Below are 17281 nucleotides of genomic sequence, written 5' to 3'. Positions count from 1 at the left end.
AACCTATACTCCTTTCCGTCGCGCAGCCTCATAGGGCGCGGCAAGGAGGTCTATCGTGCAGATCCAGTCAAAGGCATTGCCGCAGAGTTTTTCCCTGCGTCGCGCGTTGCTCGGCTTCAGCGAGCCGGGCGAATCATCCCATCCGATGCTCGTCTTTACGGCCGTGGTGCTGTTGGCCCTGTTCGCCATCGTGCAGATCGACCTGCACAGCGCCCAGCTTCAGGCCATCGGCCTGCTCGGCCAGGCGGCGACCGGGATTGATCCCGTGTTCATGAGCCCATAGGGCACGACGGTTCGCCGAGCGGCGCCTTAGTACCCCAGCGCCCTCGGTAGCGCCGTGCTGATCTCCGGGACAAAAGCGATCAGGAGCAGGCAGAGGAAGAGTATTCCGAGATACTTCAAAATCGGCACGATGGTGTCTTCGAGCCGCACACCGCCGATGAGGCACGCACCGTAAAGGCCGAGACCGAGCGGTGGCGCGAATAGTCCGATTCCCATGCCAACGACAAGGATGACCCCGTAGTGGAGGGAATCGATGCCGAGTTGCCGAGCAACGGGCATCAGCAGCGGCGCGAAGATGATCAGCGCGGCGGCTCCCTCCAGAACAGATCCCATCACGATCAAGATCAGAATAGACAGAAGGAGAAAAACCCATCGTCCGTGCTGGGCGGTCAAGGCAACCAGGAGATCCGCAATCGCATGCGGGATCTGCTGAAGGGTCAGCACATAAGCGAGGCTCTGAGCAGCCGCCACGATGAACAGAACCATCCCCGAGCGCACGGCGGCGTGCCGCATCACCGAGCCGACTGCCGTCCAGGTCATCTCACGGAACAAGACCCACCCCACCGCGAGTGCATAGACGACCGCAAAGGCAGAAATCTCCGTCGCGGTCGCAAACCCCGATCGGTAGCCGCCGAAAATCAGCACGATCAGACCGAATGCCGCAAAGCCGCTGGTCGCCATGCTGGCCATCGACTCGCCCCCCGCCCCGACGATCGCCGCCTGGGTCGTGCGACGCCCCGCGACAATAGAAACGAGAATGAGCGCCAGCGCCATCAACGCCGAGGGCAGCAGGCCAGCCATGAACAGTCCGCCGATCGACAAATTCGCGACGAAACCAAGAATGATGAGATTCACACACGGAGGAATGGTCTCGGCCATCACCGCCGAGGCCGCGAGCAGAGCGACCGCATCGCCGGGCTTCTGCCCGGATTTGCGCGCAGCCGGCACCAAGACAGAACCGACGGCCGCGATGTCAGCCATCTTCGAGCCGGAGATGCCGGAAAAGATGACCATCGCGAGAACCATCACGACGTCGAGACCGCCACGGATTCGGCCAGCGCCTCTCTGCAGAAGCGAGATCAAGCGAACGGACATGCCGTTCGCCTCCATCAAATAGCCGACCAGGATGAAGAACGGGACAGCAAGCAACACAAAATTGTCGATGCCGCGCGCCATCTGCTGGGCAAGAAATTGGCCGGGCAACATGTCGCCGCACCAGACAAAAACGAGCGCGGAAAGTGCCAGGACGAAAGCGATGGCGACGTTGGCCATCAGCGATGCAACGAAGACCAGCCCCATGATCCATGGCAACCCGGGCGTGGTGTCGGGTGCGAGCGACAGCCACGCCGTCCAGATGGCGGCCAGGATTGCGTAGCCGATAAGTGCCGCGACCGTATCCCGCCGGCGGAAGCGCAGGCAGGTATCGATCGCGAAGAGCATCATGGCCGCCGTCGCAACGCATAGCGGAGCGAAGAAGACTTCCTGCGGAAGCCCAGCCCCGACCGTCTGGCCTGCCGTTTCAATCAGCAGTTGGGTTGCGTAGCAGAACGACGCAGCCGCGATGAGCACAACAAGCGCAGCCACCGCGGCATCGACCTGCTCTCGTCGGCGGGGCCTGAGCCGATCGACAAAGAAAGTCACGCCGGCATTGTCGCCGCGCGCCAAAGCCGCGGCTGCGCCGAGAAAGGTCACGGCGAGGAGCAGCGCCCGCGCAACGTCGTCGCTCCACTCGACTGGCGTGTCGAACAAGTGGCGGGCCAGGACCGAACCGACAACGACAAGAAGATCGGCTGCGAGCAGAGCCGTTGCGGTCCATTCAAGAGCGAGCAGCAGGCCCTTCATGAAGGCCGGCCAGACGCCTCCGACTGCGAGCCCCCCGGCTCGCTCCACCGTGACAGGCGTTGTCATCCATCACCCGTTTTCGGTTTGACGGATCGCATCCAGCAACGGCTTCGCGGCGGGCGTCCGGTCGGCGAAGCGATCCCACATCGGTCGAACGTGGTCCCGGAACGCGTTACGATCACACTCCGCAATGGTCACGCCGAGCTTTTTCAACTCCGCCATGGCGTCGGCCTCAATCTGACCGGCCCTGGCGAAGTGTTCATCCGTGGCCTGCTGGACGGCCTTGACCAGCCCATCACGCTGCGCCGCCGGTAGTTTGGTCATGGTGCGGTCGCTGATGAAAGCGCCGAAAGGCGTGTGGATGTGCCTGGTCAGCGTGAAGTTCTTGGCGGTTTCATAGAACTTCGCGGAGATGATTGTCGGAGCGTCGTGCTCCAGCCCATCGATCACTCCGGCCTGGAGGCCGGTGTAGATCTCGCCGAATGCCATCGGCGTTGCAGCAGCCCCCATGAGTTTGACGGTCTCCGTCACGACAGGGTTCGGAAGGCATCGTATCTTCTTGCCAGCGAGTTCCGCAGGATCCTTGAACGCGAACTTCGTCATGAAGTTTCGCGCCCCGAGATTCCGTCCCCAGGCGGGGAAATGCACACCGGCCTTCTTCACCAGGAGCTGTCGCACGGCATCGCCCGCGGGTGACGCTGCTACTCTCCGCACATGGTCATAGTCCTGGAAGATATAGCCGAGATCGAACGCGCCGATCTCGGGCACGACGTTGGTCCAGATCGGCGTGCCGACGAGCATCATGTCGACCACGCCGGATTTCACCTGGTTGACGACATCAGCCTCCTGACCAAGCTGATTGTCAGGGAAGAACTGCGTCGCAAGCTGGCCGTCGGTCGTCTCCTTCAGCCGCGACAGGAAGAGATCATACCAGATCCGCGCCGCCGAAAATTTCGGATCATTTGGAAATGACGTCGAAACCTTAAGCGCCGTGGCGGCCGCAGCCCGCCCGATCAGGGTTGGAGCTGCGAGTCCTCCTGCGATCCCCGCCAAAATCACGCGGCGCGAAAACTTGGTCATGATGTCTCCCCTCCAGTTTGTTATTGAGCGTTGTCCGCTCAGTCGTTCTCGTAGCCGTAGACTTCCGGCAGGATGAAGATTGCGGCGAGCAATCCGATCAGCGGGAAAATCGCGACAAAGAGCGTGGCGTTGGCCTGACCAATCGCGGCGAACAGCGACGGGAACAGGAAGATCGCCAGGAACGACGGCAGCTTCACGAACATGTAGGCGAAGCCGCTGGCGGTGCCGCGATACTTGGGCTTGGCGACCATGGTCGGGATCGTCATGCAGTTCGAAGCGTCCCAGTAATGCCCCCACAACATGGCGGCGGCGGCGAACGGCAGCAGGATCTTGTTGTCGGTGTAGAGCGCAAAGGCCGCGACGAGCAGTGAGACCAGCACAATCGAGAAGCCCGCGATCGAGATGCCGCGATGGCCGATCTTCGGTGTCAACAAGGGTCCGACCCAGCCCGACAGCCCGGCGAAGGCAAACAGCGCCATCGTCACCAGATTGTTGCCGAGAATGGACGACACGCCAACCATGGCGAACAGCACCGGCAGGTAGAACGCGAAGGTCGAGAACTCGCTCGCTTGCATGAAACAGGCAATCCAGCCGTAGACCGTCGCGCGCCAACGGATCGGGTCCTGCTTGAGGTCGGCGAGGAAGGCGCGAGTCGATACCTTCGGCATCACGACATCCTGGTCGGGCAGCATGGCGAGATCGTCGTTGAACATCTCGCGCGCGACCTGCTTGGCTTCGCGATAGCGCCCCTTCTGAACCAACCACACGGCCGTCTCCGGCACATCGTGACGCATGATCAGGATGATCAGCGCCGGCAGGGCACCGAGGCCGAGCGTCACGCGCCACAGCGTCTCGTGATGGATGTCGAGCAGCAGGAAGATCACGATGACGCCGATGGTCAGCACCTCGCCGACGGCGAACATGAACTGCCAGCGGTTGCCCATGACCTCGCGCTCACCCTTGGCCATGGATTCCATGATGTAGGTGTAGCCGGTCGAAATATCCGAGCCGAGCGGGATGCCGAGCATGAAGCGGATCACGACGAGCCATGTGACGTTGGGCACGAAGGCCTGCGCCAGCGCCAGAATGATGAACATCACCATCGTCACCAGGAACATGACGCGGCGGCCGATCTTGTCCGACAGCCAGCCGCCGAGCAGCGCGCCGATCAGGGCGCCGCCTTGCGTCCCTGCTGCGGCGAGGCCCAGCATCAGCGGATCGGGATTGTATTGTTCCTTGATGAAGATCAGCACGAAAGCGATCGAATAGAGATCCCAGGCCTCGACCAGGATCGAGGCCATCATCAGCCAGCCGACCTTGTTGCCCTTGGGACTGTAGTTCGTGATGAGGTAGCGGACCGCAGCTTCGCTCGCCGTCGGTTGTGGCACAGCCATCGTTGACATATATTTTGTCCTCCCTTCAGAATTTTTTACGTGCCAAGCAGCGGCTCGATGCTGCAATCGAGCAGGCGCGGATCGATCCCCGCCTCCATGCCGACGAAGATCGAATCCATGAAATCGATGAGGGCATCGCTCGCCTTCACCGCGTCCTCGACGCGACGACCGGCAACTGCGGCCAGGATGCCGAGATGATGATCGATCGTACCTGACAGATCCGTCTGTCCCGGCATGAAGCGGTGATGAATGTAGCCGATGCGGCGATACAGCGTGTGCAGCGGCCGCAACGTATGCACCAGGAACGGCTCACCCGCCGCCTCCAGCACCAGCGCATCGATGCGGCGGTCGATGCTGTTGAACTCGTCGAGGGTCAGGGTGGCGCGGCGCTCGCGCAGCACACGTTCGATATGGAGCGCCTGATTGCGATGCGAGAGGCTGGCGCGATCGGCCGCGAGGCGGATCACGAAACGCTCCATATCGCGCCGCAAGCCCAGCAGCATGCGCTCGCGCGCAAGATCGATCGGCGCGATGTGCAGGCCATGGCGGGGCCGGATGATGATGAGCGTGTCGGCGGAGAGACGATTGACGGCGTGATGCACCGGCGTACGGCCGAAGCCGGTGATCTGCTGCAATTCCAGCATGGTCATGAACTGGCCGGGCTTGAGCTCGCAATGAACCAGGAGCTCCTCGATCTTCTGATAGGCCAGCTCGAAGAAATTGAGACGGTTGCGCCGCGAGGGCCTGCGCTCGCCGCCGTCCTCGTTCCTCACAACCTCGAGCGCGCGCTTACGCCGTGCCATGCATGCCTCCCTTGGGCCACGCTGTCGTTGCAGAGCGGCGCCGTATTTGTGATATCCTTAAAACATGTTGTGATATATTACAAGCGGGCGTAAGACTTCTCCATGGCCCGCGGCATGCTGCGGCGCGAAATGAAGACAAGCAGGCCGAGAGCCTGTCATGGGAGGAAATGGCCATGAAGATCACGTCGATCGAGACGCTGCGCACGGAGGAATTCTCAAACGTCATCTGGGTGCGCGTTCACACCGATGCGGGCGTGATCGGTCTCGGCGAAACGTTCTATGGCGCGGGCGCGATCGAAGCGCAGATTCACGACACTTTTGCCGGCCGCCTGCTCGGCCGCACCCCCCTCCATATCGAAGCGATTCACCGCGACATGCTGAACCTGCCGATGGCGCAGTCCTCCACCGGCGTCGAATATCGCGCGGCATCAGCCATCGACATCGCGCTGTGGGATCTGTTCGGCAAGGTCTGCAATCAGCCGGTGCACCAGATGTTGGGCGGCCTGTGCCGCGACAAGCAACGCATCTACAACACTTGCGCCGGCACCCAATATGTCCGCTCCACCAATATCAGCCCGGTTTCGAACTGGAATCTCGGCGCCTCCAAGGGACCTTACGAAGACCTCGACGGCTTCATGAACCGTGCCGATGCGCTCGCCGAAAGCTTGCTGGAGAGCGGCATCTCAGCGATGAAGATCTGGCCGTTCGATCCAGCCGCACAGGAGAACAAGGGGCTCTACATTACGGCTGCACAGATGAAGCAGGCGATCGAGCCGTTCGAAAGGATCCGCAAGGCGGTCGGTGACAAGATGGAGATCATGGTGGAATTCCACTCCTTGTGGAATCTCCCGACCGCAAAACAGATCGCGCGCGCGCTCGAGCCCTACAAGCCGACCTGGTACGAAGACCCGATCCGCATGAACTCCCCGCAGGCGCTGGCCGAATATGCGCGCTCGACCGACGTCTGGGTTTGCGCCAGCGAGACGCTGGGCTCGCGCTTCCCCTACAAGGACATGCTCGACCGCGACGCCATGCACGTGGTGATGGCCGATTTGTGCTGGACCGGCGGCCTCACCGAAGGCCGCAAGATCGCAGCGATGGCCGAGACCTATCATCGGCCTTTCGCCCCGCATGACTGCATTGGGCCAATCGGCTTCATCGCCGCTATCCACATGTCGTTCAGCCAGCCCAACACGCTGATCCAGGAATCAGTGCGCGCCTTCTACAAGGGCTGGTACAATGAGCTCGTCACGACGATGCCAACCATCAAGGACGGCTATGTCTTCCCGATGGAGGGTCCCGGCCTCGGCGTCGACCTTCTGCCCGCCGTATTCGATCGCTCCGATCTGATCGTGCGCCGGTCCAACTCTTAAGGACTTCTCAAGATGAGCACTGCCCTCTTCGACCTTTCCGGCCGCACGGCGCTGGTGACCGGCTCCTCCCGGGGCCTCGGCCGCGCCATTGCCGAGGGCATGGCCAAGGCCGGCGCCAAGATCATCGTCAACGGCGTCGACGCCAAACGCGTCGAGCAAGCGGTCGCCGAGTTTCGCGCTGCCGGGCATCAGGCCGAAGGCGCTGCGTTCAACGTCACCGACGAGCCCGCGATCGTCGCAGCGTTCAATAATTTCGACAAAAAGGGCATTGCGATCGACATCGTCGTCAACAATGCCGGCATCCAGCATCGCAAGCCGCTGGTCGAGTTCACCACCGACGAATGGCGCAAGGTGATCGAGACCAATCTCACCAGTGCTTTCGTGATCGGCCGCGAGGCAGCCAAGCGCATGATCCCGCGCAAGCACGGCAAGATCGTCAACATCGGCTCGCTCGCCAGCGAGCTGGCGCGCCCGACCATTGCGCCCTACACTGCAGCGAAGGGCGGCATCAAGAATTTGACCCGCTCGATGGCGGTGGAATGGGCCCAGCACGGCATCCAGGCCAACGCGATCGGCCCCGGCTACATGCTGACCGATATGAACGAGGCGCTGGTCAACAACCCCGACTTCAACAACTGGCTGATGGGCCGCATCCCCTCCAAGCGCTGGGGCAAGCCGGACGAGCTGGTGGGCGCGGCAATCTTCCTCGCGTCGGACGCCTCAACCTACGTCAATGGCCAAATCATCTATGTCGACGGCGGTATGACCGCCGCGATGTAATCGCGAACACCGAGGAGCAAGCCCATGCGCGCTGTCGTCATTCATGCCCCGAAAGATCTGCGGATCGACAATTATCCTGATCCGGCGCCCGGCCCGGGCGAGGTCCGCGTCAAGATCGCCAATGGCGGCATCTGTGGCTCCGACCTGCACTACTATCACCACGGCGGCTTCGGCGTCGTCCGCATCCAGCAGCCTATGGCGCTGGGGCACGAGATCGCCGGCGTCGTCGCTGCGGTCGGTGACGGCGTCACCAACGTGAAGACAGGTACCCGCGTCGCGGTCAATCCGAGCAAGCCGTGCGGCCAGTGCCTGCATTGCCAGGAAGGCATGCGCAACCAGTGCCTCGACATGCGCTTCCTCGGTAGCGCGATGCGCTTTCCCCATGTGCAGGGCGGATTTCGCGAGTTCATCACCGTCGACGCCACGCAGGCCGTGCCGATCGCCGACAAGCTCTCGCTGGCGGAGGCCGCGGTCGCCGAGCCGCTCGCTGTGTGCCTGCATGCCGGCAAGCAGGCCGGCCCCCTGCTCGGCAAGCGCGTGCTGATCACCGGCTGCGGCCCGATCGGCGCCCTGATGATTCTGGTCTCGCGCTTTGGCGGCGCATCCGAGATCGTCGTGACCGACGTGGCCGACGCTCCGCTCGCGGTCGCCAAGAAGCTCGGCGCGACGCACGCGATCAACGTCGCGACCAATGCCCCCGCGCTCGATCCCTGGCGCGCCGGCAAGGGCGTGTTCGATACGCTGTTCGAAGCCTCGGGCAACCAGGCCGCGCTCCGCACTGCACTCGACGTTCTGCGCCCCGGCGCGACGCTGGTGCAGCTCGGCCTCGGCGGCGAGATGACATTGCCGATCAATTCCATCGTCGCCAAGGAATTGCAGCTCCGCGGCACCTTCCGCTTCGATCCCGAATTCGAGCTGGCGGTGCGGTTGATGGGCGAAGGCCTGATCGACGTGAAGCCGCTGATCACGGCGACCATGCCGTTCGAGAACGCGGTTGCCGCCTTCGAGCTTGCCACCGACCGCTCGCAGTCGATGAAGGTGCAGCTGACGTTCTAGGATGTCATCAGAGCTATTGGTTCTCGATCAGCCGTTCGCTGACCAGGCGGACGGCACCGCGCTTCCAGGAATAATCCGCGCCCAGGCGCAAGCCGCTGTCGCCGCGTGACACGACGGCGCCGGTTCTGGCATCGCGAACCTGGAAACCGAGCGTGTACTCGGTGCGGCTGACCCGCCGCACCACGCCGATCAGAGACTGGTCCGCGCCGAGCTTTTGCGCGATCGCGGCCTCGCACCCATCGCAGTCGCGCAGAGCGCGCGCGCTTGCCTCGCTGCTCGCGCTGTCGACATCGACGATGCGATAGCGGCCGGATTGGCCCAGGGCCTCGCGCACGCTGCCAGTCACTTCGGCGAGGTAAGACGCATCCGACATGGCCGAGGCGCCCGCCGAAGCTGCGGTCGCGTCCTCCAGCTCGAAATTGAACACGGCAAGCGCAACCGGCGCGGGTGCGCCAAGCGCTGCCATGATCTCGCGGGACACAAATATCTCGGCGCGCTCCCACGATTCGTCATTGTCGCCGCGGAAGGTGTAGAGCTTGTCCATCACGAGCTTCCTGGCGCCGACGTCGATCACGGCGACCTTGGCCCATTGCACCAGCGTGCTCGTCTTCTGGATACCGCCGATAACCTTGAAGGCCGCGCCGTCCTGCACCGACGACGCAAGCCGGTAGCGCGGGTCGGCGGAGATATTCCGCCGGAGCGCGACCATAAACGTCTGGAGGCGCCGCTCATGGACGGCGCCCTGATCGGTCGGCTCGGCCGAGGTATCGGTATAGCTGAAATCATCGAGAGCGATGGCGGTGGCATCAGTGGCTGCGGCCTGGCCACCCAACCCGGCCCCCATGAGAGCGAGGAGGGAGAGGAACGACAGGATACGGCGCATCGCGGGCCTCGCATGGCGGAAAGACCGCAAGCTAGGCGAACGTTTCGCACACCACAGCCGTTGCCATCCCGATCAGCGCCGGGAAAATTTCACGACGTTGCACTGCGGTAAGCGTGCCGCTTTGCGCGGCCAGCGTTCTGCCCTTTAATGCGGGGGCGACAATTCCGTTCGTACCAGGTGCCCGCCGATGTGGAACCGCCCGAGATTCGATCTCAAGGTCCGCCTGACCTTGCGCGTGGCCGCCATATCGGCCGCCTGCTTCGCCGCGATATCAGCCTATTTCCTCATCACCGCCGACCGCGCAGCACATGCACGGATTGACAGCATTGCCGCCATCGTGGCGAAGACGCTGGAGCTGCAGCAGGGCAAGGTCCTGTGGGCGGCGAGCCCGCGCTCGGACTTTCCCAACCTCGACCCTGTTTCGGCCTATGTGATGACCCCGGGCCTGTGCCTCGCCTTCCGCGGCGTCGGCGGTGACATCCTCCAGCGCTTCTGTAGCGGCGCGCCCATACCGGCGGACCCGCCACCGCAGGCTTTCGCGGCGTTTTATCACAGCCTGTTCGACCCCGGCCGCGAAGCGGCGCGGCCCGTGATCCTGCGCGGAACGAAGCTCGGCGACGCGGTGGTCTCGGTTGATCCGGCCGTGCAGACGGCGGAAGCTTGGCACGAGGCCGGCCGTCTGATGCTGGCGCTTGCGATCGCGCTGCCGCTGCTGTGCGTCCTGGTCTACGCCGCGCTGGCCCGCGCGCTGCGCCCGACCCGCATGATCCGCACCGGCCTCGAGCGGATCGCCGCCAATGACCTCACCGCCCGGTTGCCGCCGTTCGACCTCGCCGAGCTCTCCGCGGTTCGCGACGTCTTCAACCATCTCGCCGAAAGCCTTGATACCGCGCTCGCCGAACGCGCCGAGCTGACGCGGAAACTGATCGCGCTCCAGGATGAGGAGCGCCGCCATCTCGCGCGCGAGCTGCACGATGAATTTGGCCAGTCACTGGCTGCGATCCGCGCGCTCGCCTCCTCCGCCCGCCAGACCGCCGCGCAGGACTGCCCTTCCCTGCTCGGCGAATGCGACGGCATCGCGCGGACCGCGACCGGCATGATGGAGACGCTGCGCGGCGCACTGTTCCGGCTGCGCCCGCCGGATGTCGAGGAGCTTGGCCTCGTCGCCAGTCTCGAAGGGCTCGTCGCCGGCTGGAATGGCCGCAGCCGCGGCGAGACCCGCTTCTCGATCCGCTTCGATGGCACCTTCGAGACCCTGCCGGCCACGACCAGCGCCAACCTTTACCGCATCGTGCAGGAGGCGCTCACCAACGCTGCCAAGCATGCCGGCGCCACCAAGGTGAGCATGGAATTGGCCATGCACGCCGACGAGATCGCGCTCGCGATCAACGACGATGGACGCTCTACCGAGCCCGCCACGAAATCCGGAATGGGCCTGCTCGGGATGCGCGAGCGGGTTGCGGCGCTGCGCGGCCGGCTCAGCTTTGAGGCCGGCCCCAACGGCGGCTCTTCGCTGCGCGTGGTCATTCCGCTCGCGGCCACAAATCCGCGGGCGCTGGAGCACGCGGCATGACCGCGACGATCCTGCTGGTCGACGACCATTCCGTCGTCCGCGAAGGCTATCGCTCCGTGCTCCAGAAGCAGCCGGGCCTGCGCGTCATCGCAGAGGCCGGCGACGGCGCCGAGGCCTATCGCCTGTTCAAATCCGAGGCGCCCGACCTCGTCATCATGGATCTCAGCATGCCCGGCATCGGCGGCGTCGAGGCCGTCAGGCGCATCAGGCAATGGGACAAGGCGGCAAAGATCCTCGTCTTCACCATGCATGAGAATGCCGGTTTCGCCGTGCAGGCGATCCGCGCCGGCGCGAGAGGTTACGTCACCAAGACCAGCCCGCCGGAGACGCTGGTGCGCGCGGTGATGGATGTACTCGCCGGCAAGATCGCGATCAGCCCCGACATCGACCACGAACTGGCGCTGAGCCGGATCAGCGGCGAGAGCTCGGCCGCCGACGTCCTCACCCCGCGCGAATTCGAGGTGCTGCGGCTGCTCCTCGCCGAGAACACGACGGACGAGATCGCCGAGACGCTGCACGTCAGCCCGAAGACGGTGGCGAATTTGCACTCGCTGATCAAGGACAAGCTCGGCGTCGGCTCCGACATCGAGCTGGTCCGGCTGGCGCTGCGGCAGGGAATCTTGACGGAGCCCGATCTCGGCGGCGCCTGACCCTCAGGCCAGATAACGGGTGAGATAGCCTTCCATGGCATAGAGCGCACACAGCGCGAGGCTCGACCAGACGGCCGCACTGAAATACAGGAACATCCAGGTCAGCTCGCCCTTCCAATGCGCGATGTCGTGGGTCACCACCCAGCGCGTCGCAACGTCATGCAGGCCCTCGATGAAACCGAGGAACCTGCCGCCTTCGGCGTGCCCTGCCCGCCAGCGGCTGAGATACATCGGCACATCGACGGTGACGAGGAAGGCGAGGAAGCAGGCGATACCGATGATGCCTGACATCAGCGCCCAGCGCACCGGGCCCTGGAATTCCGGCATCAGGCGGCACAGCGCGATGCCGGCGAGGAAGAACGTCACCGCCCACAGCGAGTTCTCGATCGCGTTGAAGAGGAAGTTGGTGGTCACCACGGCGTACCAGGAGAAGCACTCCGCAATGACAATGATCGGCACGATCACGAGCGCGATGTTCACCGCGGTCTCCGCGCCCGTCATCCGGCCGAGCTGATGCAGGATGATTGCCCATTGCGCGACGAAGCAGAGCTCGGCGACGGTCGCGACCGTGCGGCCGACGAACACGCTCGAGAGCCAGGTGTCGAACAGGCAGATGCGCTGTACATCGGCGCGCGGCAGCACCGAGCGGAAGGCGCAGCCGAACACATAGCCCGCGCACAGCAGGAACATCAGGCCAATATCCGAACCGCCGCCGACGCTGCCGGCCACGGTCGGATAGAACTCACGGTACAGCATGAACCAGACGAGAATGTTGGCAGCGCTGACCAACGTCAGGGACCCCCACCACCACGCGAGGGGATTTGACCGCGCCCGCCACTGCAACATGAATCGCTCCGCCGTTGCCGTCTTGACATCCAACGGTAGCAATTCTGTCATAAATCTGCAGCACGGCGCGACAAAAATCTGCGTGACGGCACTGTCATAATTCGCCTGCGCACTGTCACAATTGCAAAGGCGACGACGCTTCCAAACGTCGCCCGGGGGCGCTTTTTCGAAGGCCCCCGGAACAACGTAAACGTTCTATCTCTTCATTCCGCCGACATAGGCCGCGAGCTTATCCAGCGTCTGGTAGCCATACTCGACGGCGCCGAAGCCGATCATGCCGTCGCGCTGCTCGGCGCTCGCTGCCAGCTGCCGCATCATCAGGACGGTCTTGCCGTTGCTTTGCTCGGCAAAGGTGATGGTGAAGCGGAACATGCCGGGATCATCGTCCTGATCGACGCCATGGTCCATCTCCATGAATGACGGCCGCTCGATGCGGCGAAAGCGCATGCGGTTCGGATAGACGGTGCCATCGGGGCCGATCATGTTGAAACGCCAGACGCCGCCGACGCGCACGTCGATCTCGAAAGTCTCGATCTTGAATCCCTTCGGCCCGAACCATTGCGGCAGGTGCTTCGGATCGGACCACGCCTCGAACACCAGATCGCGCGGCGCGTCGATCACGCGCGACATCACGATCTCGCGGTCGATCGACCATTGCGACAGGGCAGCATTGGCAGAACTCGTCATCACTCAGCACCTTTCCGTTTGCTTGTCTTGTTGGTTGTCTTGTCTGTCGTCTTCGACGGCCGCCTGGCGGCCGCCCTCTCCTTCTTGAGCTTCATCACATAGGCTTCGAACCGGTCGAGACGCGCCTCCCAGATCGCGCGCTGATGCTGGAACCAGTCTTCCGCACCGACGAGCGCCTCGGGGCTGAGGCGGCAGGTGCGCACGCGGCCGGACTTTTCCGACCGCACGAGCCCGCTCAGCTCCAGCACGTGGATGTGCTTCATGAAGCTCGGCAACGCCATATCGAAGGGCTCGGCGAGCTCGCCGACCGAGGCCTCGCCGGCACACAGCCGCATCACGATCGCCCGCCGCGTGGGATCGGCAAGCGCCGCAAAAACCTGGTCGAGCTGGGACAATTGGTTAGCCATTAAGCTAACTATAGGCGCGCCGCGATCCGGCGTCAATAATTGTTAGCTCATAAGCTAAGTCTTTTTCCACGACCGCGGATATGGAACCGACAACGCGCAATCGTGAATTGGACGCTGCCCCCACCTCGCTAAGATGGTCACCGGGGGTGCTTCGCATCATCAGTCAGAGCACGTGCCGCCTGTTGTCATCTCCCCACAAATCACAAGGCGAACTCTCGCCCGCGCCGCGCTCGTTCCCATTGTGGCCGTGCTCACCGGGCCTCGCCAAGCCGCGGCGGATTCGGACATGATCGCGCAGATGCGCGACATCGTCGCCGCCGAGCTCGCGCCGACCACGACGCCGGAGCATCCGGGCGGTCTCGCCGCCGCGCTCTATGCCGGCCGCCATGTCGAATTCTTCAGCTACGGCTTTGCCGACGGCGCCACCAAACGACCGGTTACACCGGACACGCTGTTCAACCTCGCCTCTTTGAGAAAACCGTTCGAGGCAACGCTGGTGGCGCTCGGCATGCTCCGCGGCGAGCTGCGGTTCGACGATCCCCTGCCGAAATTTCTGCCGGAGCTGAACGGCGATTATGTTCGCAAGGTCACCGTCGGCGAGCTCGCCACGCACACCTCCGGCTTGCTGCTGCCGACCGATCACCCGCCCTGGCCGAACGACTCCTACTCGCTGGCTCAGTTCATCGCGATGCTGAACGCCTGGACGCCGCCCCCGGGCGTCGCGCCCGGCAAGCAGCGCATCTACAGCCATGCGGCTTACGTCCTGCTTCAGCTCGTGCTCGAGCGCTGCTACCGCACGCCGATCGCAAAGCTGGCGGAGAGCCGTATCCTCACGCCGCTCGGCATGCACGCAACGTCCGTTCCCGAACGCGGATCGGATAATCGTGCGATCACGGACGAGGCCACGCTACGGCGCGCCGTGCAGGGCTATTCCGACCAGGGGACCGCGATCGGCCCGATCGGCGACCAGCAGAGCTATTTCGACTTCCCCGGCACCGGCCAGATGTTCTCCTCCGCACGGGATCTTTCGACATTCGTCGCGGCTTGCGTCGACGGCCGCGCGATCGACCCGCGCTTGCGTGAGGCGCTGCGGATGACACAGCGCGAAACTTTCCACGTCGACCAAAGGTTCGGCCAGGCCACGTTCGGGCAAGCGATGGCCTGGGAGACCGTGCACCTGCCCGACGTCACCATCGTCGACAAGCCGGGCGGCCTCAACAACGCATCCGGCTATATCGGTTTGGTGCCGGCACGACGGATCGGCATCGCGCTGCTCGCCAACCGCGGCGAGTATCCGCACGAGATCGCCCGCTACAAGATCCTGCCAGCGCTGGCGAGGCTAGTGGCGCACAGCTGAGCTTCAAGACAGAAAGCCCCGGCCAAACCGGGGCTTTCGGCGCGAGAGCCGGATCGGGATGCTCAGTACCTGGCGACGACAGGCCCGCCAAACTTGTAATTCACGCCGACGCGCACGATGTTCGACTTGATGTCGACGGAGTGGGTGTACACGTTGCTCGGGAAGGATATGGCCGGCACAAAGGCTGCCAAATTGTTGCTGGTCGCGCTGGCGCGGCCGAGATCGACGTAGAGGTATTCAGCCTTGAGCGACCAGCCACCGCCGAAGGCATATTCGGTGCCGGCACCAGCAGTCCAACCGACGCGGGTGTCGCGGATCGTGCCCGACTCAGTCGCGGCCGCGAACGTATCGGTGAAGTTGAAATTGCCCTTCACCTCTGCGATCGCCGCACCGCCCGTAGCGTAGAGCAGCCAGCTTGGCGTAGCGAGGAGGCCAATGCGACCGCGGATCGTCGCGAGCCAGTCAGCCGAGACCTGCGATGATACGGTGAAGCCGGTTGGCGCGCAGCAGGGATAGAGCGCGGAGCCCGTCGCACTGCCCTTGAAGCCGAAATAGTTGATGTCGCCCTCGAGACCGAAGACGGCGCGGTCAACCTGCCAATTGTAGCCGGCGGTGAAGCCTCCAGTCACGCTGGAGCCGTTGACGTTCTGGGCGCCGACCGCAGCGATGGCGGGAACGCTGCTGGCTGCGAAGTAGCCGGTTGGACTAAACACGGTCGATGTCGTCGGGTCCGCACTGCCCCATTGCCCGCCGACGTTGCCGCCGACGTAAAAGCCGGTCCAATTATAGGTAGCCGCCATCATCGGCGCCTTGGTGTAATGCGCCGCGAGATCGGCGGCCTGAACGGACGCACTGCCCAACACAGCCATTGCCGCCGCCAGCAAAAACTTTCTCATTCCAGTCTCCTTGCCCCACGCGCTCGAAACGCGCGCTTTCCGAATGCACCAGCCGGGTGCTTCCGGCACGGGCTAGGCATAGGCGGTCCATCGCCCATCGTCTTGGGCTGCAACGAAGTTTGCAGGGACTGTGACGCAGTGCGCGGGCCGCCACGCCCGAACGGTGACGAGTGTGACTCAAATGCCACGGCGCGGTGACGCGCAGGGCAGCCTTGTGTCGCGCTGCGACAAGCAGGCAAACGCGAAACTCGAATCGGCTCCTGCCGGCGCGGCATGAGATGCCCGTTGTCGTCCCATTCAGATGGGGCAGCGGCGCTTGCCTATTGCGTGTGAGCGTTGCCGTTGACTCGCAATCACGGCCGCCTACACTCCGCAGATTGCTACTACGAATTGTTGAGACATGGAGCTACGGCCATGGCCTCCGATTTTTTCCTCAAGTTCGACAGCTTCGACGGATTTCTCGCGCACAAGCTCGATCACGACTTTCTCAAATTCGGACATGATTTCGATCGCGTCGGCGATGCACTCACCGATGTTTTCTCCGACGCCCTGAAGTTCGACGATCACAAGGTCGCGGTCGACTTCAAGTACGACGTCGAGCACGTCGGCTTCGACTTCATCAAGCTCGGTTTCGACACGCTGAAGCTCGACGATGTCCTGCATAAATTCGACGACGTCATCCTCAAATATGCCGACCAGACGCCGACCGTCACCGCGTTCGCCGAGACCGGCGGCGACGGCAGCTCGCTCAAGCTGTCCGACGACTTTATCAAGCTCGACACGGATTTTCAGACCGCGAGTTTTGAGGCGATCAAGCTCGGAATCGATACGCTCAAGCTGCATCTATCAAGCGAAGGCGCCAATGAATCCTTCATCAAATGGGCCGGCGATCTCTCCGATTTCAGCACCGGTCTGCACAAGGTGGGCGACGACTTCCTGAAGGTGGGCGAGGATTTCCTCAAGCTCGGCACTCTGTCAAATTCCGAGACGATCGATCAGGCCTTCATCAAGCTCGGCGGAGGCGCGCTGAAGGTCAGCGACGACCTGCACAAGGTCAGCGACGACTTCCTCAAGATCGTCACCGACATCACCAGATCCGGAGACAATTTCGGCACGCTCAAGATCGACCAGATTGCCCTGAAGTTCGGCGACGATTTTCACAAGCTCGATGCGGATTTGCACAAGCTCAACATCGACGTCGGCGCCCTCGGCGACGACTACATCAAGCTTGCTGGCGCGCTGACCGGCCATGGGCCGGGCGGCGGTACGACGACCTCAGTCGACAGCGATGGGCTGCACCAGCTTCTGCAGCACGCCCATGATTTTTCGCTGTTATAGCGATGCCTGATCCGGGAACCCGCGCGCAACTGCC

The 17281-nt window shown here is 63.4% G+C and carries 17 protein-coding genes; 8 read left to right on the top strand and 9 right to left on the bottom strand.

All coding sequences use genetic code 11. From position 1 onward, the window contains the following. Positions 1–55 precede the first annotated feature (55 nt). Positions 56–283, top strand: coding sequence for a hypothetical protein (locus ACWAT4_RS17335; protein ID WP_212428314.1), 228 nt, complete (start codon positions 56–58; stop codon positions 281–283). Between the two features lie 26 nt (positions 284–309). Here the strand turns inward: ACWAT4_RS17335 and ACWAT4_RS17330 are convergent, their stop codons facing one another. The 4 genes from ACWAT4_RS17330 to ACWAT4_RS17315 all read right to left on the bottom strand — a co-directional run bounded on the left by ACWAT4_RS17330 (position 310) and on the right by ACWAT4_RS17315 (position 5401). Continuing rightward, positions 310–2124: a TRAP transporter large permease gene (locus ACWAT4_RS17330; protein ID WP_449731224.1), complete on the bottom strand. Its 1815-nt coding sequence runs from the start codon at positions 2122–2124 to the stop codon at positions 310–312. A gap of 69 nt (positions 2125–2193) precedes the next feature. Beyond that, entirely contained in the window at positions 2194–3204 is a 1011-nt protein-coding gene (locus tag ACWAT4_RS17325) for a TRAP transporter substrate-binding protein (RefSeq protein ID WP_212428316.1), read from the bottom strand. 38 nt (positions 3205–3242) lie between these two features. Next, positions 3243–4607: an MFS transporter gene (locus tag ACWAT4_RS17320; protein ID WP_449730988.1), complete on the bottom strand. Its 1365-nt coding sequence runs from the start codon at positions 4605–4607 to the stop codon at positions 3243–3245. 26 nt (positions 4608–4633) lie between these two features. Further along, complete coding sequence (locus ACWAT4_RS17315) at positions 4634–5401, bottom strand: GntR family transcriptional regulator (protein ID WP_449730987.1); 768 nt, start codon at positions 5399–5401, stop codon at positions 4634–4636. Between the two features lie 173 nt (positions 5402–5574). Between ACWAT4_RS17315 and ACWAT4_RS17310 the strand changes: the two genes are divergently transcribed. Genes ACWAT4_RS17310 through ACWAT4_RS17300 form a run of 3 tightly spaced genes read left to right on the top strand, consistent with a single transcriptional unit; the run spans position 5575 to position 8610 of the window. Beyond that, positions 5575–6774, top strand: a complete 1200-nt coding sequence (locus ACWAT4_RS17310; protein WP_449730986.1) for a mandelate racemase/muconate lactonizing enzyme family protein — start codon at positions 5575–5577, stop codon at positions 6772–6774. A 12-nt stretch (positions 6775–6786) separates the two neighbouring features. Further along, on the top strand, positions 6787–7554 hold the full coding sequence (locus tag ACWAT4_RS17305; RefSeq protein WP_212301524.1) for an SDR family oxidoreductase: 768 nt from the start codon (positions 6787–6789) through the stop codon (positions 7552–7554). Between the two features lie 24 nt (positions 7555–7578). Continuing rightward, entirely contained in the window at positions 7579–8610 is a 1032-nt protein-coding gene (locus tag ACWAT4_RS17300; RefSeq protein WP_212301525.1) for an L-idonate 5-dehydrogenase, read from the top strand. Between the two features lie 13 nt (positions 8611–8623). Here ACWAT4_RS17300 and ACWAT4_RS17295 read toward each other — a convergent pair whose 3' ends face one another. Further along, complete coding sequence (locus ACWAT4_RS17295; protein WP_212301526.1) at positions 8624–9493, bottom strand: DUF3280 domain-containing protein; 870 nt, start codon at positions 9491–9493, stop codon at positions 8624–8626. 187 nt (positions 9494–9680) lie between these two features. On the opposite strand from ACWAT4_RS17295, the gene ACWAT4_RS17290 reads away from it, so the two are divergent. Together ACWAT4_RS17290 and ACWAT4_RS17285 are read left to right on the top strand one after the other, a co-directional pair. Then, positions 9681–11066 carry a sensor histidine kinase gene (locus ACWAT4_RS17290; RefSeq protein ID WP_449730985.1) on the top strand — a complete coding sequence of 462 codons (1386 nt, stop codon included), beginning with the start codon at positions 9681–9683 and terminating at the stop codon, positions 11064–11066. Then, entirely contained in the window at positions 11063–11716 is a 654-nt protein-coding gene (locus ACWAT4_RS17285) for a response regulator (protein ID WP_449730984.1), read from the top strand. Before ACWAT4_RS17290 ends, ACWAT4_RS17285 begins: the two co-directional genes overlap by 4 nt. 3 nt (positions 11717–11719) lie before the next feature. Here the strand turns inward: ACWAT4_RS17285 and ACWAT4_RS17280 are convergent, their stop codons facing one another. The 3 genes from ACWAT4_RS17280 to ACWAT4_RS17270 all read right to left on the bottom strand — a co-directional run bounded on the left by ACWAT4_RS17280 (position 11720) and on the right by ACWAT4_RS17270 (position 13656). Next, complete coding sequence (locus ACWAT4_RS17280) at positions 11720–12562, bottom strand: hypothetical protein (RefSeq protein ID WP_212301529.1); 843 nt, start codon at positions 12560–12562, stop codon at positions 11720–11722. 195 nt (positions 12563–12757) lie between these two features. Further along, positions 12758–13249 carry an SRPBCC family protein gene (locus ACWAT4_RS17275; protein ID WP_449730983.1) on the bottom strand — a complete coding sequence of 164 codons (492 nt, stop codon included), beginning with the start codon at positions 13247–13249 and terminating at the stop codon, positions 12758–12760. Beyond that, the gene (locus ACWAT4_RS17270) at positions 13249–13656 is read right to left on the bottom strand and encodes an ArsR/SmtB family transcription factor (protein ID WP_212447381.1); all 408 of its coding nucleotides are present in this window, start codon (positions 13654–13656) and stop codon (positions 13249–13251) included. Before ACWAT4_RS17270 ends, ACWAT4_RS17275 begins: the two co-directional genes overlap by 1 nt. 286 nt (positions 13657–13942) lie before the next feature. Between ACWAT4_RS17270 and ACWAT4_RS17265 the strand changes: the two genes are divergently transcribed. After that, a complete protein-coding gene (locus ACWAT4_RS17265; protein WP_449730982.1) occupies positions 13943–15013 on the top strand; it encodes a serine hydrolase in 1071 nt (356 codons plus the stop codon). A 62-nt stretch (positions 15014–15075) separates the two neighbouring features. On the opposite strand, the gene ACWAT4_RS17260 is transcribed toward ACWAT4_RS17265, so the two are convergent. Continuing rightward, positions 15076–15909 (bottom strand): outer membrane protein, encoded by an 834-nt coding sequence (locus ACWAT4_RS17260; protein ID WP_212301533.1) that lies wholly within the window; start codon positions 15907–15909, stop codon positions 15076–15078. Positions 15910–16323: 414 nt separating this feature from the next. Here ACWAT4_RS17260 and ACWAT4_RS17255 point away from each other — a divergent pair, with 414 nt between their 5' ends. Then, positions 16324–17247 (top strand): hypothetical protein, encoded by a 924-nt coding sequence (locus ACWAT4_RS17255; RefSeq protein WP_212301534.1) that lies wholly within the window; start codon positions 16324–16326, stop codon positions 17245–17247. Positions 17248–17281: the final 34 nt, after the last annotated feature.

It is taken from the genome of Bradyrhizobium sp. T-1 (assembly GCF_053592855.1).
Note: the sequence above shows the minus strand (reverse complement) of the source record. Positions and strands in the feature narration are given on the sequence as shown.

What these genes read in the sequence shown, in the direction of transcription:
- ACWAT4_RS17295 (WP_212301526.1), bottom strand. Translation starts at nt 9,493, where the DNA reads ATGCGCCGTATCCTGTCGTTCCTCTCCCTCCTCGCTCTCATGGGGGCC.
- ACWAT4_RS17255 (WP_212301534.1), top strand. Translation starts at nt 16,324, where the DNA reads ATGGCCTCCGATTTTTTCCTCAAGTTCGACAGCTTCGACGGATTTCTC.
- ACWAT4_RS17280 (WP_212301529.1), bottom strand. Translation starts at nt 12,562, where the DNA reads ATGTTGCAGTGGCGGGCGCGGTCAAATCCCCTCGCGTGGTGGTGGGGG.
- ACWAT4_RS17270 (WP_212447381.1), bottom strand. Translation starts at nt 13,656, where the DNA reads ATGGCTAACCAATTGTCCCAGCTCGACCAGGTTTTTGCGGCGCTTGCC.
- ACWAT4_RS17325 (WP_212428316.1), bottom strand. Translation starts at nt 3,204, where the DNA reads ATGACCAAGTTTTCGCGCCGCGTGATTTTGGCGGGGATCGCAGGAGGA.
- ACWAT4_RS17300 (WP_212301525.1), top strand. Translation starts at nt 7,579, where the DNA reads ATGCGCGCTGTCGTCATTCATGCCCCGAAAGATCTGCGGATCGACAAT.
- ACWAT4_RS17310 (WP_449730986.1), top strand. Translation starts at nt 5,575, where the DNA reads ATGAAGATCACGTCGATCGAGACGCTGCGCACGGAGGAATTCTCAAAC.
- ACWAT4_RS17275 (WP_449730983.1), bottom strand. Translation starts at nt 13,249, where the DNA reads ATGACGAGTTCTGCCAATGCTGCCCTGTCGCAATGGTCGATCGACCGC.
- ACWAT4_RS17330 (WP_449731224.1), bottom strand. Translation starts at nt 2,124, where the DNA reads ATGAAGGGCCTGCTGCTCGCTCTTGAATGGACCGCAACGGCTCTGCTC.
- ACWAT4_RS17320 (WP_449730988.1), bottom strand. Translation starts at nt 4,607, where the DNA reads ATGTCAACGATGGCTGTGCCACAACCGACGGCGAGCGAAGCTGCGGTC.
- ACWAT4_RS17265 (WP_449730982.1), top strand. Translation starts at nt 13,943, where the DNA reads ATGATCGCGCAGATGCGCGACATCGTCGCCGCCGAGCTCGCGCCGACC.
- ACWAT4_RS17285 (WP_449730984.1), top strand. Translation starts at nt 11,063, where the DNA reads ATGACCGCGACGATCCTGCTGGTCGACGACCATTCCGTCGTCCGCGAA.
- ACWAT4_RS17315 (WP_449730987.1), bottom strand. Translation starts at nt 5,401, where the DNA reads ATGGCACGGCGTAAGCGCGCGCTCGAGGTTGTGAGGAACGAGGACGGC.
- ACWAT4_RS17260 (WP_212301533.1), bottom strand. Translation starts at nt 15,909, where the DNA reads ATGAGAAAGTTTTTGCTGGCGGCGGCAATGGCTGTGTTGGGCAGTGCG.
- ACWAT4_RS17305 (WP_212301524.1), top strand. Translation starts at nt 6,787, where the DNA reads ATGAGCACTGCCCTCTTCGACCTTTCCGGCCGCACGGCGCTGGTGACC.
- ACWAT4_RS17290 (WP_449730985.1), top strand. Translation starts at nt 9,681, where the DNA reads ATGTGGAACCGCCCGAGATTCGATCTCAAGGTCCGCCTGACCTTGCGC.